This is a genomic window from Rhodococcus sp. IEGM1339, from assembly GCF_050321925.1.
In the GTDB taxonomy this organism is placed as follows: domain Bacteria; phylum Actinomycetota; class Actinomycetes; order Mycobacteriales; family Mycobacteriaceae; genus Rhodococcus; species Rhodococcus pyridinivorans.
The window spans coordinates 281,383-295,838 of the sequence record NZ_JBNQFT010000002.1 but is presented as its reverse complement, the minus strand read 5'-3'; the positions used below and the strand labels follow the sequence as shown (position 1 = coordinate 295,838).

The following is a 14,456-nucleotide window of genomic DNA, read 5'->3' as shown; positions in this document are numbered from 1 at the left end:
CCCCCGGTCCACTCATCGATACCGGCGTCGAATCGTGACGACTGTCCGATTCGGGCTTCGGCAGGTCCATCTTCAGTCATGACGACCTCCGTCCCTCTGATCGGGGAGGGCCGGATATGCCATACGCCCGTTCATGGGTGGAGGACATCGGTTTGCGCAATCGGCGCGATTCGGTACCGGCTCGAGTCGGTCAGGAGTACACCGCGCGGGGGTTCCAGGTCGCGATCGCCCAGATGACCACTACATCGAGGGTGATGATCGCAAGCGCCCACCCTGGGTAGTAGGGAAGCCACATGAAATTCACCAGGATCGACAGCGCGGCGATGACCATTGCGGAGACGCGCGCCCATGTCGCCCCGGAAATCAACGCGATGCCCACGATCACCATTACGACACCGACAACGATGTGGACCCACCCCCACGTGGTGAGATCGAACGTGAACAGATACTCCTGGCCGGCGACGAAGACTTCGTCCTCGGCGACCGCAGCGATTCCCTGCAACAGTTGCAGAGCACCGATCAAGGTCATGATGATTGCGGCACCGACCGACGTTCCCGCGGCGAGACCCTGCTTGACCGACATTTCCTCCCGCTCGGCATGCACATTGCGTGACATGATGCTCCTTCCGGATGACCCGACATCTCGAGTGTGCGCTTCGTCGGAATTCTCCAATGGAGGTTGGGGTTTTCCGCCGGCAATCGCACCCAGAACTCGTTCAGGACACGAGCAGCGCGAGCCAGCCGAACGGCACACCGGCCAGGAAACCGGCGGCGAGCCAGCGCAGTACCTGCACCCGGAGCCACGACCACACGGTCGGCGCGACTCCCGCGACCGTCACGACATTGACGACGACGGCGAGGGCCGGATGGATCCGGCCGAGCACCTGCCCGCAGGCGACGACGGTGATGACGGTGGCGACGAAGGATAAAGCCGTCAGCGTGAGCCCCGTCGCCCAGGGAGTGGGCGCGGGACCGCGAGCCTGGCTCATCGCGGAAGCCGCACCCGCTCGTAGAACGCCATCGCAGCCGCGGTGGCCACGTTCAGCGAATCCGTGCCGACAGCCATGGGAATCCGGGCACGCACGTCGGTCGCCCGCATCGCATGTTCGGTCAGGCCCGGCCCCTCGGCGCCGAGCAGGAGCGCGACTTTTTCCCCCGTCATCGCTTCGGCGAGCGGGATCGCCCGTGGGTCCGGGGTCAGGGAGATCAGTTGGAATCCTCTGCTGCGCAACAGATCCAGGTCGTACGGCCACCGGTCGACGTGCGCGAAGGGGACCCGGAGGACGTGCCCCATCGACACGCGCACCGCACGCCGGTACAGAGGGTCGGCGCATCCTTTCCCGAAGAGCACACCGTCGACGCCGAGTCCGGCGGCGTTGCGGAACATCGAGCCGACGTTCTCGTGGTCGTTGACCCCTTCGAGCACCGCGACCGTGGTCGCCTTGTCGAGGACGTCGTCGAGCGAGAGCGGTTCGGGCCGGTGCGCGACGGCGAGCACCCCGCGATTGAGGTGGAAGCCGACGACCTCCGCCATGGTCGCCGCATCGGTGCGGTAGAACGGCACGTCGACGTCACGCAGGTCGTCGGCGAGTTCGTCCAGCCGCCGACTCACCCCGAGCAGGCTCGTCGCAGCGAACCGGGAGTCGAGCATGCGCTGGACCACCAGCACACCCTCTGCGATCACCAGACCCTTGCCACCGGGAAGGTCGGGCCGACGGTCCGCGGAGTTGAGATCGCGGAAGTCGTCCACCCGGGGGTCGGAAGGATCGTCGATGTCGATGACGTGAACCACCGGGTCATTCTCCCAGCGGCCCTGCACCCTCCCGCACCGGGTCGGTCGTCACGACCGCGGTGCGGTCAGTCGTCATCGACCGCGGTGCGGTCAGTCGTCATCGACCGCGGTGCGGTCAGTCGTCTTCAGCGACGAGCGCCGTGAGGATTCCGACGGCGTCGCGCAATGTGGCGAGCGAGTCGGGATCGAGTTTGTCGAGCCGTTCGGTCAGCCACACTTCGCGTGCCTGCGCCTCGTCGGCGAGCAATTCCCTCCCGGCTTCGGACAGCGTCACGATGATCTGTCGTCCGTCCGTCGGGTGCGGCGTCCGCTCGACGAGACCGAGTTCGTGCAGAGACGCGATGACCCTGGTCATCGAGGGTGGTTGGACGCGTTCGCGCGCTGCCAGTGCCCCCGGGGTCATCGCACCTTCCTGCGCGAGGGTGGCCATTGCCGAGATCTGGGTCAGAGAAACTCGGGAATCGGTGCGTCTCCCCCGCAGATGACGCGTCAGACGCACAACGACGAGTGAGAGGTCACCGGCGAGTGCGCGTGTATCCGAGATCATGGCGTGCAGAATACGTCACATCGCCCGAAACACGCGTCGGCTGCCTAGGTGAGCAGTTCCGTGAGCGGATCGACCGAGAAGTACAGGGCGAACAGCACTGCGACGATCCACATCAGCGGATGGATGGTGCGGATTTTGCCGCTCGCGGCGTGCAGGATCACCCAGGTGATGAAGCCGACGCCGATGCCGTTGGCGATCGAGTAGGTGAACGGCATGACCATGATGGTCAGGAAGGCCGGCAGCGCCACAGCGAACACCGAGAAGTCGATGTCGCGGACCTGGCCGATCATCAGGGCACCGACCACGACGAGAGCCGGAGCGGCCGCTTCGATCGGGACCACCTCGTACAGCGGGGTCAGGAACATCGCGAGCAGGAACATCACACCGGTGACCACGTTGGCCAGGCCCGTGCGGGCTCCTTCCGCGATACCCGAGGCCGATTCGACGAACACCGTGTTCGACGAGGCGGAAGCGCCCCCACCGACGATGGCGCCGGTGCCCTCGACGACGAGGGCCTTGCCGATGCCGGGCAGGGTGCCGTTCTTGTCGGCCAGGCCGGCTTCCTTGCCGAGGCCGGTCATGGTGCCCATGGCGTCGAAGAAGTTCGCGAGGACGAGCGTGAACACGAGCAGGGTCGCGGCGATCACGCCGATGCGGGTGAACGCGCCGAACAGGTCGACGTTGCCGACGAGGCTCAGGTTCGGGATGCCGAAGAAGGAGTCGGGGGCGTCGGGGGTGCTGAGGTTCCAGCCCTTGGGGTTGGTGCCCAGCGACGGGCCGACGTCGGCGATGGCCTCGATGATCATCGACAGGATCGTCGTGGCGACGATGCCGATCAGCAGTCCGCCGCGCACCTTGCGTGCGACGAGCACACCCATGAGCAGCACACCGACGACGAAGACGAAGGTCGGCCACGACGCGATGGAGCCGTCGATGCCCAGGCCGACAGGGACGGTGGTGCCGGCGGCGTCGGGGATGCGGCGGACGAAGCCGGCGTCGACGAGGCCGATCATGGCGATGAAGGCGCCGATACCGGCAGCGATGGCGGCCTTGAGTTCTGCCGGGATCGCGTTGAAGACCGCGGTGCGGAAACCGGTCAGGGCCAGCACGACGATGATGATGCCGTCGATGACCACCAGGCCCATCGCTTCGGGCCAAGTGACCTGCGGCGCGATGGTCACCGCCAGCAGGCTGTTGATGCCGAGGCCGGCGGCGATGGCGAACGGATAGTTGGCGACCACACCGAAGACGATGCTCATGAAGCCGGCGACCAGCGCGGTGACGGCGGCGACCTGGTTGATGGGCAGGATGTTGCCCATCACGTCGATCTTCGCGCTCGCGTCCTCGGCGGAGAAGCTACCGAGGATCAGCGGGTTGAGGACCACGATGTACGACATCGCGAAGAACGTGACGATGCCGCCACGCACCTCTCGGGACACGGTGGAACCGCGTTCGGTGATCTTGAAATAGGTGTCCAGGAAGGACGTTCGCTTGGAGTCGGTGCCTACGGCCATGTCCACAAATCCGCTCGTCGAGTACGGGGCGTCGCAACGGGAACCGATTATTGCAGCGCGAAGGAACTAATCTGCAAACCGTGGAACCCGCCCAGCTCGTCGCAGCCCGCATCCGACGCCTCGCCGACCCTCGCCCCGCGCTTGCCGTGGGAACCGGTCTGTGGGTGGTGGCAACCGTCGTCGTGGCGGTGGTGGGCGGCGAACTCCGGGACGATGTGCTTCCGGTCTGCGTGGCGGGAATCGTGGTGGGGGTGCTGGGAACTGCGCTCTTCCTGTTGCAGCGTCGCGCCGCCCGACGCGGTGACCGGGGTGCCCAGGCGGGGCTGGACTGACCCTCGCCCACGGCCGTCCGCGACAAGCCCACAGCGGTGTCAGCGACGGATCCGCACCCGAGTGATCAACCACACCCACAGCAGGGCCCATGTGATCCCGAAGATCCAGCCTGCGACGACATCGGTGAACCAGTGCGCCGCGAGGTAGACGCGAGAGAGCCCGATCACGAGGGTGTAACCGGCGAGCGCGATCGTCGCGGCGGTCCGGCGGCGATCGCCGCGCGGCCACGTGCGCACGACGACCGCGACGAGCACCGTGGCCAGAACTGCGCTGGTCATCGCGTGTCCGGACGGGAACGACTCGGTGCGCAGGGCCAGGAGCCGTTCGGGTTCCGGTGGCCGGACACGGCCGAACAGATTTTTGAGCAACACCATCAACGGCCAGCCCGTGAGGACCGCTCCGGCGACGAGGACGGCGTCGGACAGACGATCGGCCCGCACCAGCAGCAGCGTCGTCGCCGCGGCGATCAGGCTCGTCGCGACTCCCCCGCCCGTGTGGGTGAGTGCGGTCACCGCGGTGGTCAGCCACGGCTCGCGGAGCGACACCATCCAGTCGAGCACCGCGGCATCGAGCGTCACGGTTCGGTTCTCACGTCCGGAGCCGTGAGCGCGGTGAGTGCCGCGGCCAGGCCGATCGGTGTGCTGTGGACGGTGCCGGCCGCGTCGACCCACCACGGGACCTCGACCTCACCGGTCAGGGCTCCGGAGCAGCGGAGGACGAGTCGGTCGTGCAGCGCGAGTACGCCGCGCGGAAGCGGCACCCCGGCGACGATTCCGGCCAGGACCGCGGCCGGTTCGCGCTCCCACGTCGAACTCCTCCCCTGCTCGACGGGTTCGGCGTCGACCACCGCGGACGCCACGGCGATGTCGAGCACGTCCGCGAGCGCGTGGGCGGTTCCCCTGCCGCCGGTGACGAGGCGGTCGTGCGGGATCGCGGCCGCGAACCACGGACGGTCGGGTACGAGAGCGTCGGCTGCGTCGACGACGACACCCGACAGGCTGCGCACCCCGTCGGGCAGAGTGACCGACTCGGGATCGAGACCACCCGACGAGAACGCCGCGGCGAGCGCGTCGTGCGCGGCGACGATCGCGGCCGGCCCCGGCGACCTGCTGTCGTCCGCGAGCCGGTCGAGCAGTGTCTGTGCCAGTTCGATGTCGTCGATCCGCGTTCCGGCGAGGGCGCTGCGGAAGGCCGATGCGTCGGGGTGGGTACAGGGATCGAGCAGACCTTCGAAGAGGGTGTCGTCGGCGAACCGGTAGTGGCCCAGAGGCCGGCCGTCGAGCGACGCGCGGGTGCGCAGATACCACGCCGTATATCCGGCGGGGTCGGCGATCGCTTCGGCCGTCGCGGGCTCGGCGGCCAGCAGGGTCAACGCCCGCGACCAGCGGCGATCGTCGACGAGATCGAGGTCGCGCACCGCGACGAGCACCTCGGGATCGTCGTCGAGCCGCTCCCACCACAGGTGTTCGTCGGGCAGATCGTGGTCGGGGCCGGTCGGCAGTTCCGCACGCAGGACCGTGAATCCCCAGCCCACACCGATCGCCCGCAGGGCGTCGGCCCCGTACCGGTCGACGACGGACGGGTCGACGGTGCCGAAGGGCGCGTCCTCGACGAGTACTTCTGCGAGTGGTGCACCGGGAAGCAGGAGTTCGTCGGCGGGGACGAGGTCGCCGTGGGTGTCGGGTAGCAGCAGTGCCCCGAGTTCGCGGGGCACGGCCGCGGGCGACACGAGCGGCACCAGTCGCAGCACGACGTCGGCGAGCTCACCGGCCGGGAGGTCGCCCTCCGGGTGGAGGTCGTCGGGATCGGTGTCCTCGACGGCCGCGACGAGCGCCGGGTCGGCGAGCAGGTCCTCGACCGTCACGGTGCCGGCTCCGAGCCGGGCGAGCAGCGGATGCGCGGCGTCGGGATGGACGAGACGCACCCACGGCATGGACACCGGGCCGATATCCTGCAGTTGCGTTGCGAGAACGGCCGTACGCGGGCCGGTCACGGTCCGTCCGTCCGACAGCGGAACCGGCAGCGATGCGAGTTCCTCGGCCGCGACCGCGTCGACGACGAGCGGAGTGAGCGCCTCGTACAGGCGGTTCCACCACTTCGGATCGCGTTCGTGCCCGGAGAGCAGTTCGGCCAGTCGCGCGAGACCGAGCCGGTGCACGCCGACGGCGGACAGCGCGGACGCATGTCGCGGCCCGCACAACTCGGGGATCACGAGCCCCGGGACCACCTCGCCGAGGACGTCGGCGAGGTCGTCGGTGAGACCGGGAAGTGCGACGGCCCGGTCGGGCACCAGATCGGCGCTGCGGTCGGCGGCGGGAAGCCACGCGCCGGCCGCCAACTCGTCGAGGATCGCCTCGCGGATGCGTTCGTCGACCTCGCTGCGCGCGAAACCCGGCAGGGGCACGAGGTCGAGTCGCTGCTCGGCGGGCAGAGCCGCGACGAACCGCGCGTATCCGCGGGCGACGTTCTCGACGTGGGCTCCGGGAAGCACGCGCCTCCGGTCGGGTTGCATGGCGACGTCGGCGACGACGATCGCGGGAAGTGACAGCTCCTCGTCGGAGCGGGTGGGGGCACGCAGGACATCGCTGCGGACCGGGTCGACCCGCCCGTCGACGACGGGCACCAGCCATCGCGCCGACGCTCCGGTGAACTCCCACCAGGTGCGATCGCCGATCCGCACCTCCCACAGGCCGCTGTCGAGTTCGCGCCGGTGACGGGTGAATTCGTCGTCGGCGACGAGGACGGTGTGCAAGCCCGGGAGTTCGAGCAGGATGTCGTGGGCCTCGGATCGGAAGGCGTCGAGCAGTGCGACCGGATCCACGCCGGGGCGCAGGGTCAGCACGACCTCGGTGTCGCTGCCGGTCGCCGGCGGGGCCTCCGTCGGCCACACGAGGCGCAGCGCCGGGACACCCGACTCCGGCTCGGGCAGGTTCCGCTCGGCCAGCACCGCGCGGGTGCGCTCGGCCGAGAAGTGGAGCGAACCGGTGCGCGAACGCACCTCGATGTCGTCGGAGACCGACAGCACCGCCGTGAAGCCGACACCGAACCGCCCCACGGTGGATCCGGCGCCGGTCTTGTTCGACGAGCGCAGTGCGGTCAGCGCGTGGACACCGCCCTCGTGGAGCGGCTCACCGATGTTCGCGACGTGGAGACGGCCGTCGGCGAACCAGACACGCAGCTCACCCGGTACATCGGCACGCGCGGCGGCGTCGGCGGCGTTCTGGGCGAGCTCGGTCAACACGCGGTCGCGGTAACCCGCGCGGACATGATCGGCCTCGGTCGCCGCGTCCTCGCGCAGACGGGTGGGCGACGACGACCAGGCCGCGAGGATCCCTTCGCGTAACGCCGCGGTCCCGAACGGATCCGCGGGGTCCGGCCGGGTCACGTCAGTCGGTCTGTTCCGACTCGGACGGGGACGGCTCGGACGCTGACGACTCGAGGGCAGACGACTCGGGGGCAGACGACTCGGGGGCGAGCTCGTCCGTGTAATCGGTCGGCGTGGACTCGGTGCTCACGACCTCGGCGCTCACGACCTCGGCGCTCACGACCTCGGTGCTCACGACCTCGGTGGTCGCGGACTCCGCAGGCGCCGAGCCGGCCGGTCCGACCTCGACGACCTCCACTGCCGAATCGTCGAACGCCTCGTAGATCGGCGAACCGGCGCCGGTGGGCAGGGTCGTGTCGGAATGCGCGCCGCATCCGTACTCGGCGTGCACGACGTGACCGTCGGCGGCGAACTCGTTGCCGCAGACGCCGAAGGCCGCACGCAGCGATCCGGCCAGCGGAAGATAGAAACCACACAGGCGGCACGAGGACGGAGCGGCCTTCGCCATCTCCGAGTCGGGACCGTATTCGCTGTCGAACCAGCGCTGTGCTGCCTCGAGGCGACCTTCCAGACTCATGACCTGCTTGCGGCCCAGCCCGATCTCGAGGGCGGTCTCATCGACCTCGGGGTCGCCGGACAGCATGTAGCCGGGAACCAGGCGCACGTCGTCGGGAGCGGGAGCCAGCAGGTCGCCGGGACCCAGATCGCCGGGACGGATCCGCTCGCTCCACGGCACCCACGCGGGGGCGACGAGCGCGTCGGGACCGGGCAGGAGCACGAGTTCGCTCACAGTCACCCGATCCGAATCCGGGGCGGCGGCCACGACGACGGCCCACTGCCAACCGCGGTAACCCGGCAGCTCCGAGGCGAAACGATGGGTGGCCGAGCACTCGTCCTCGGGCGTCACGCCCAGATAGGCGCCGACTCCACCGTCTCCGAGTTCGTCGAGTGCGGCCCGAGCGAGGTCGACGGCGTCGGCGAGCACGGAACGCACCGCCGGATCGACCACGGGGTTCGTTCCTCGGGAAGTGGAAGCAGAGGCAACACTCACGACCCCCATTCTGCCTGACCTGTCTGCTCCGGCGCCTGCGGGTCGCGGAAGGTCGTACAGGCACCGCTCACACGCGAGGTGCAGGATGGGCGCGTGCCCCGTCTTCTCCTCTCGGCCGCGGTCGCGACGGTCGTCTGCGTCACCACCGCCGGATGCGGCGACGATCTCGTCGCCGAACCCGGTCCACCCGCCACCGAACTCGGTGTGGAAGTCGTCGCCACGCACCCCCACGATCCGGAGGCGTTCACCCAGGGCCTCGAGATCGACGAGGGCGAACTGCTCGAAGGCACCGGCCGGGCCGGGCGCTCGTGGGTGTCGGCCCGAGAGGTCGACCTCGACGGCGGGACCGTCACCCTCGCCGAGACCGAGCGCACCCGCGAACCCGTCCTCGACGACCTCTTCGGTGAGGGCATCACCGTGGTCGGCGACGAGGTGTGGCAGCTGACCTGGAAGGACGGCACGGCCGTCCTCCGCGATCGCGACACCCTGCTCGAGAAGCGCCGGGTCGACTACGACGGCGAGGGCTGGGGGCTGTGCGCGCAACCCGGCCGTCTGGTGATGAGCGACGGCTCGGCCGAGCTGATCTTCCGCGACCCCGTCACCTTCGACGAACTCGGGCGCGTCACCGTGCACCGGGACGGACGTGCCGTGTCGAAGCTCAACGAACTCGAGTGCGCCGAGGACGGCAGGGTCTGGGCGAACGTGTGGCAGACGGACGAGATCGTGCTGATCGATCCGGCCTCGGGCCGTGTGGAGGCCCGGGTCGACGCGGCTCCGCTGCGTGATCGGCTGCCCGCGGGAGCCGATGTGGACGTCCTCAACGGCATCGCACGGATCCCCGGGACCGATCGGTTCCTGGTGACGGGCAAGTACTGGCCGACGCTGTTCGAAGTGCGTTTCGTGGAGTGATCCGGGTGGCATACCGATCGCGGCACGCGTCACTCGGGCCACGTGCCGCCCTTGTGTTACAGCCGCTATCGCGTGGGGAAGAATCGAAGACGTGACCGAACCGGACGAGCGACCCGCCCCCGAGGGAGCGGACGGCCGTGTCCCGGGTTCGCAGCATCCGGGGTACAGCAACTATCCGCCTCCGCGCCGCGTCTCGGGCCGTCGCACTCCCCTGCCGCCCCTGCATCCCGTCGACCATCCGCGCCGACCGCCGGGTGCGTCGGCGGCCGGTCGGGCGGAGTCCTCGTCCGAGACCGACTCACCGCGCGCTCCGCGCATGCCGCGGAAACTGACGGTGACGCGGGTCGCGGCCCTGCGCAGCCGCGAACTCACCTCGAAGGGCATCGCGACCTTCCGCCGAGCGGCCACGGCCGACGGCGCCGACAAGTCGGGCCTGACGGCGCTCACCTACGCGACGATGGCGAACTTCGCCTCCGACGCGGCCATCGCCGTCGCGCTCGCGAACACCCTGTTCTTCTCGGCGGCCACCGGTGAGGACAGGACGAAGGTCGCGCTGTATCTGCTCATCACGATCGCGCCGTTCGCGATCATCGCCCCGCTCATCGGGCCGCTGCTCGACAGGTTGCAGCACGGTCGTCGCGTCGCGCTGGCGACGTCCTTCGCGCTGCGCACGGTGCTCGCGGTAGTGCTGGTGTTCAACTTCGACAGCTGGCTGTTGTATCCGGCGGCGCTCGGCATGATGGTGCTGAGCAAATCGTTCGCGGTGCTCAAATCCGCGGTGACACCCAGAGTCCTGCCACCGGAGATCGATCTGGTGCGGGTGAACTCCCGGTTGACGGTCTTCGGCCTGGTCGGCGGCACGATCGGTGCCGGCGCGATCGCGGCGGCCGCGGCATGGGCATTCGGTTCGTCGGGCGCACTGTGGCTGTGCGCCGGGATTACCGCATTCGGCGCCTATCTGAGCATGCGTATCCCCGCCTGGGTCGAGGTCACCGAGGGTGAGGTGCCGGCGACGCTGTCGTACCACCGCTCCGACGCGCGCACCGAGGTGCTGAACGCCGACACCGTGACCGAGGTGATCGTCACCAAGTCCGGGAAACGGAAGCAGCCGCTGGGACGGGCGGTGGTGACCGGACTGTGGGGCAACGGCACGATCCGCATCCTCACCGGCTTCCTGACCTTATTCATGGCGTTCGTCGCGAAGAACACCACCGGACAGGATCCGCTCATGCAGGCCGCGATGCTCGGTGGTGTCGGTGCCGCCGCCGCGGTCGGCAACTTCGCGGGCAACGCGACCGGAGCGCGACTCGCGCTCGGACGGCCCGCTCTCATCGTCGTGCGGTGCACCGCCGCGGTCGTCGTCGTGTCCGCCGTCGTCGCTGCGACCGGCAACGTCCTGGCCGCCGCGCTGGCGGCGCTCGTGGCGGCGTGCGCCAGCGCGCTGGCCAAGGTCTCGCTCGACGCATCGCTCCAGCAGGACCTTCCCGAGGAGTCGATCGCGTCCGGATTCGGCAGGTCCGAGACGGTTCTCCAGCTCAGCTGGGTGTTCGGCGGAGCGATGGGTGTGCTGTTGCCGACCGAACTGTGGCTCGGGTTCGCTGTGGTCTCCGTCGTGCTGGTTCTCGGATTCGCGCAGACGGTGCTGACATACCGTGGGGGGACATTGCTGCCGGGATTCGGCGGCCGTCGACCCGAACGCGTCTCCACCGAGACGGCTGCCGGGCGGAGGCGCGCCGGTGGATCCCCCACCGAAGATTGGAACAGTTGAGTTGCAGGCCCGGACGAAGAAGACTCTCGCGCTGCTGCTGGTGGCCCTGGTGGTCGTGGTAGCGGGAGTCGCCGCCACGGTGTGGAAACTGGTCGATTCGGCCGAGCCCACGCTCCCCACCATCACCGCGTACGCACGGGGAAAGACCGTGACGGTCGATCCCGCGCAGCACTGCAATCTCTATCTCGAGGACTGCGTGGAGAACCCGATCGGTCAGCTCGACGTGCCGGCCGGCTACCCGCTGCAGCTGTCGCTTCCGAACGAGATCGCCGATGCTCCGTGGCGCATCCTCACCGTCTACGGCGACACGCAGACCGGGCAGACCTACATCGACGGCGCGATGTTCGAGGCCGGTGCACGCCGTGCCCTCACCGTGGAGAGCTCCCCGGAGCTGCAGTTGCTCGGAGTGGAGATCCAGCTGCCGTCGGCCGTCGTCGACGAGGCCGGTGAACCGATCGCGCACGCCGTGTGGGCCGTCAAGACGTTCTGAGTCCCGACCCCGCATACGACGACGGGCCGTCCTCGCACACGGCGAGGACGGCCCGTCGTGGTTCGTCCCTAGTGATCGAGCTCGCGCGCGATCGCCCGCATGACCTCGGAGATGCGCTGCCCGGTCTTGCGGTCGGGGTAACGCCCGCGCCGCAGATCGGGCTGGACCGCTGCTTCGAGCAGCTTGATCATGTCCTCGACCATGCCGTGCAGTTCGTCCGGCGCGCGGCGCTTCTGCTGGGCGGGAGCCTCGCGGCGACCCTGCCGCAACGTGGGCTGCTCGAGGAGCTCGACCTTCAGCGCCTGCGGACCCCGGCGGCCCACCGCCATACCGAACTCGACGCGCTGACCGGGCTTGAGCGCTTCCACTCCCTCCGGCAGTGCCGAGGCGCGGACGTAGACGTCCTCACCCTCGTCCTGGGACAGGAAGCCGAAGCCCTTCTCGACGTCGTACCACTTCACCTTGCCGGTCGGCACCGCGCTCACCTGCTCCTCGAAAGCTGTGCCCCACAGCGGGGCAACCCGTTTACCATGCAAAACAACGCGCCCCGGCTCGGTCGAGCGGGACGCGTAGACACCTGTCAGTGTACCCGCAGAGGTGGGTCCGCCCCCGAATCGTCTTCCCGCTCCCGGACGTCACCGTTCGTCCTTGCGGCGACTACCGTGGTCACGTGGGTACTTCATCTTCGGATTCGTCTGCCGCCCCGCGTAACGGCCTCCTGAAAGCCGCGATCGCCTGCTTCGTCGTCGGTGTGGTGGCGGTCGTCGCCATCTTCCTCATTCCGGCGGTCACCGACGGCACGCCCGGACTCGCGCTGTATCTGGTGACCCTCGCATGGCCGTTGGGTTTCGCCCTCGCCATCGCCTTCGCGCTGCGCTCGGGCCGGCGCGCTCGGAACGGAGACCGGACATGAGGATCCTGCTCAACATCATCTGGTTGATCTTCGGCGGGCTGTGGCTCGCGCTCGGCTACTTCGCGGCAGGTCTGATCTGCTGCATCCTCATCATCACCATCCCGTTCGGCATCGCGTCGTTCCGGATCGGTATCTACGCGCTCTGGCCGTTCGGCAAGACGACGGTCGACAAGCCGACGGCCGGCACCATGTCGCTGATCGGCAACGTCATCTGGATCCTGGTGGCCGGTATCTGGCTGGCCCTCGGCCACATCGCCACCGCGCTCGCCATGGCCGTCACGATCATCGGCATCCCGCTCGCCGTCGCCAACCTGAAGATGATCCCGATCTCCCTGATGCCCCTGGGGAAGGAGATCGTTCCTGTGGATGCCCGCCCGAGTTACATGTGATCTTTCTCACATAACGAGCCGATAACGAGCAGGGCTCGAAACGAAATTTCGGGTACCCGGACCCCACTACCTGGGACTTCATTCCCTGGTCCGCGCCACACACGTCTGTCGCCACACGAATCGGCGCGTTATCAATTGGTGACACTTCGCCCTCGGAACCGTTACCGTCATGTCCGGTCGAACCGCCTGGCTCGACCGGTCCGGAACCGCCGCGCCAAATTCCTGTCCCGTGGTTCCGGAAGTCCCGACGAACGATCCACAGGGGACAGGAAACGGGGGACCCACCGGTCTCCCAGGAACCGATCGGCCCACAGCCGGACGGTGTCCAGGAGGCCCGGGCCGACGCAAGCGCGACGGTCCTCGGGGTGAAGCCGAAGGCGCTCCCAACGGAGCGACACGGCCGGGCGACCTCTTCAGCCCGAACCCGACAGCTGACCTCGTAGGTGCGTACGGAGAGGAACACGGAACCGACATGAGCGGACGCCATCGCAAGCCCACCAATACCGGTCGTACCGTCGCGAAGTTCGCGCTGACGGGCGCAGTCCTCGGCGTCACGGGTGTCGCGTTCAGCGGCACGGCCGCTGCCGCCCCCGACTCCGACTGGGACCGCCTCGCACAGTGCGAGTCCGGCGGCAACTGGGGAATCAACACCGGCAACGGCTACCACGGTGGCCTGCAGTTCTCGCCGAGCACCTGGAACGCCTACGGCGGCCAGGAATACGCCGCCTCGGCCAGCCAGGCCAGCCGCGAGCAGCAGATCGCCGTCGCCGAGCGTGTCCTCGCCGGCCAGGGCTGGGGCGCATGGCCCTCCTGCTCGTCGAGCCTCGGCCTGTCGAGCGCGCCCACGCAGCGCTCCGTCGACGCAGCGCCCGCCGAGACCCCTGCGCCGGCCATCCAGAACGCTGTCCCGCAGCTTCCGGAGACCCCCGCTGTCCCCGCCGAGGTCCAGGGCATCCTGGCCGGCTTCGAGCAGGGCGTCACCGCACTCCAGGACGCCGGTGTCGAGCTCGACCCGAACATCCTGGACGCCGTTCGCGCGGTGCTCCCGCAGTAACACCCCGAACATCCCGGAAGGGCCTCGCACCGTTCACGGTGCGAGGCCCTTCCGCATATGCGGACGACCTTCGTTCATCCCTCACACACGACGACGCCCGGCCCCCACGAAGGGACCGGGCGCCGTACGGAAGAGTCTGTTCGGTGATCCGCGATCGGATCAGCGGTTGATCACCGTCTTCGGATGCGTGTAGGGCAGGTCCTCGACCGGCAACGGGAACACGGTGTCCTCACCGTACGGGGAGAGCGGACCGGAACGCGTGGACGACAGTTCGGTGACAGCGTGCTCACCGTCGGCCAGCTCGGGCCATCCGTGGTCGACGTAATGCTTTTTCGAAGAGGTAGCCATGCGCTCATTTTGGCAGGTGTGTT

At 68.7% G+C, this 14,456-nt stretch carries 17 protein-coding genes and 1 riboswitch; of the genes, 7 read left to right on the top strand and 10 right to left on the bottom strand.

The genetic code is table 11. The features are described from left to right. Nucleotides 1-190: 190 nt before the first annotated feature. The 5 genes from ACQR3U_RS04120 to ACQR3U_RS04100 all read right to left on the bottom strand — a co-directional run bounded on the left by ACQR3U_RS04120 (nt 191) and on the right by ACQR3U_RS04100 (nt 3,853). Nucleotides 191-616, bottom strand: a complete 426-nt coding sequence (locus ACQR3U_RS04120) for a DUF7144 family membrane protein (protein WP_230809762.1) — start codon at nt 614-616, stop codon at nt 191-193. A gap of 100 nt (nt 617-716) precedes the next feature. Further along, nucleotides 717-989, bottom strand: a complete 273-nt coding sequence (locus tag ACQR3U_RS04115) for a DUF2537 domain-containing protein (RefSeq protein WP_019289927.1) — start codon at nt 987-989, stop codon at nt 717-719. Continuing rightward, nucleotides 986-1,792: a TrmH family RNA methyltransferase gene (locus ACQR3U_RS04110; RefSeq protein WP_037217079.1), complete on the bottom strand. Its 807-nt coding sequence runs from the start codon at nt 1,790-1,792 to the stop codon at nt 986-988. The genes ACQR3U_RS04115 and ACQR3U_RS04110 overlap by 4 nt, the downstream gene beginning before the upstream one ends. A 115-nt stretch (nt 1,793-1,907) precedes the next feature. Beyond that, nucleotides 1,908-2,339: a MarR family winged helix-turn-helix transcriptional regulator gene (locus ACQR3U_RS04105; protein WP_230809761.1), complete on the bottom strand. Its 432-nt coding sequence runs from the start codon at nt 2,337-2,339 to the stop codon at nt 1,908-1,910. Nucleotides 2,340-2,383: 44 nt separating this feature from the next. Beyond that, on the bottom strand, nt 2,384-3,853 hold the full coding sequence (locus tag ACQR3U_RS04100; RefSeq protein ID WP_033096781.1) for an NCS2 family permease: 1,470 nt from the start codon (nt 3,851-3,853) through the stop codon (nt 2,384-2,386). An 80-nt stretch (nt 3,854-3,933) separates the two neighbouring features. Here ACQR3U_RS04100 and ACQR3U_RS04095 point away from each other — a divergent pair, with 80 nt between their 5' ends. Next, nucleotides 3,934-4,185: a DUF2530 domain-containing protein gene (locus tag ACQR3U_RS04095; protein ID WP_230809760.1), complete on the top strand. Its 252-nt coding sequence runs from the start codon at nt 3,934-3,936 to the stop codon at nt 4,183-4,185. A 39-nt stretch (nt 4,186-4,224) separates the two neighbouring features. On the opposite strand, the gene ACQR3U_RS04090 is transcribed toward ACQR3U_RS04095, so the two are convergent. From ACQR3U_RS04090 to ACQR3U_RS04080, 3 genes are read right to left on the bottom strand one after another with little or no spacing between them, the layout of a single operon-like run. Beyond that, nucleotides 4,225-4,764 carry a phosphatase PAP2 family protein gene (locus tag ACQR3U_RS04090; RefSeq protein ID WP_019289931.1) on the bottom strand — a complete coding sequence of 180 codons (540 nt, stop codon included), beginning with the start codon at nt 4,762-4,764 and terminating at the stop codon, nt 4,225-4,227. Then, nucleotides 4,761-7,571, bottom strand: coding sequence for a sacsin N-terminal ATP-binding-like domain-containing protein (locus ACQR3U_RS04085; RefSeq protein WP_039587557.1), 2,811 nt, complete (start codon nt 7,569-7,571; stop codon nt 4,761-4,763). The genes ACQR3U_RS04090 and ACQR3U_RS04085 overlap by 4 nt, the downstream gene beginning before the upstream one ends. A 1-nt stretch (nt 7,572) precedes the next feature. Beyond that, nucleotides 7,573-8,520: a DUF3027 domain-containing protein gene (locus tag ACQR3U_RS04080; RefSeq protein WP_230809759.1), complete on the bottom strand. Its 948-nt coding sequence runs from the start codon at nt 8,518-8,520 to the stop codon at nt 7,573-7,575. Between the two features lie 135 nt (nt 8,521-8,655). Between ACQR3U_RS04080 and ACQR3U_RS04075 the strand changes: the two genes are divergently transcribed. The 3 genes from ACQR3U_RS04075 to ACQR3U_RS04065 all read left to right on the top strand — a co-directional run bounded on the left by ACQR3U_RS04075 (nt 8,656) and on the right by ACQR3U_RS04065 (nt 11,729). Continuing rightward, nucleotides 8,656-9,471: a glutaminyl-peptide cyclotransferase gene (locus ACQR3U_RS04075; protein WP_006551674.1), complete on the top strand. Its 816-nt coding sequence runs from the start codon at nt 8,656-8,658 to the stop codon at nt 9,469-9,471. A gap of 91 nt (nt 9,472-9,562) precedes the next feature. Then, nucleotides 9,563-11,239, top strand: a complete 1,677-nt coding sequence (locus ACQR3U_RS04070) for an MFS transporter (RefSeq protein ID WP_006551675.1) — start codon at nt 9,563-9,565, stop codon at nt 11,237-11,239. 1 nt (nt 11,240) lies between these two features. Next, on the top strand, nt 11,241-11,729 hold the full coding sequence (locus ACQR3U_RS04065; protein ID WP_230809758.1) for a DUF2771 domain-containing protein: 489 nt from the start codon (nt 11,241-11,243) through the stop codon (nt 11,727-11,729). Nucleotides 11,730-11,797: 68 nt separating this feature from the next. On the opposite strand, the gene ACQR3U_RS04060 is transcribed toward ACQR3U_RS04065, so the two are convergent. Further along, nucleotides 11,798-12,205: a cold-shock protein gene (locus ACQR3U_RS04060; RefSeq protein ID WP_006551677.1), complete on the bottom strand. Its 408-nt coding sequence runs from the start codon at nt 12,203-12,205 to the stop codon at nt 11,798-11,800. 194 nt (nt 12,206-12,399) lie between these two features. Here ACQR3U_RS04060 and ACQR3U_RS04055 point away from each other — a divergent pair, with 194 nt between their 5' ends. The 3 genes from ACQR3U_RS04055 (at nt 12,400) to ACQR3U_RS04045 (ending at nt 14,085) form a co-directional block, all read left to right on the top strand. Beyond that, nucleotides 12,400-12,642: a hypothetical protein gene (locus tag ACQR3U_RS04055; protein WP_230809757.1), complete on the top strand. Its 243-nt coding sequence runs from the start codon at nt 12,400-12,402 to the stop codon at nt 12,640-12,642. Continuing rightward, nucleotides 12,639-13,031, top strand: a complete 393-nt coding sequence (locus ACQR3U_RS04050) for a YccF domain-containing protein (protein ID WP_024103083.1) — start codon at nt 12,639-12,641, stop codon at nt 13,029-13,031. The genes ACQR3U_RS04055 and ACQR3U_RS04050 overlap by 4 nt, the downstream gene beginning before the upstream one ends. A 321-nt stretch (nt 13,032-13,352) precedes the next feature. After that, a riboswitch (cyclic di-AMP (ydaO/yuaA leader) is annotated at nt 13,353-13,493 on the top strand. A gap of 10 nt (nt 13,494-13,503) precedes the next feature. Beyond that, a complete protein-coding gene (locus ACQR3U_RS04045) occupies nt 13,504-14,085 on the top strand; it encodes a transglycosylase family protein (protein ID WP_006551680.1) in 582 nt (193 codons plus the stop codon). 159 nt (nt 14,086-14,244) lie between these two features. Here the strand turns inward: ACQR3U_RS04045 and ACQR3U_RS04040 are convergent, their stop codons facing one another. Next, nucleotides 14,245-14,433 (bottom strand): hypothetical protein, encoded by a 189-nt coding sequence (locus ACQR3U_RS04040; protein WP_006551681.1) that lies wholly within the window; start codon nt 14,431-14,433, stop codon nt 14,245-14,247. Between the last annotated feature and the right edge of the window lie 23 nt (nt 14,434-14,456).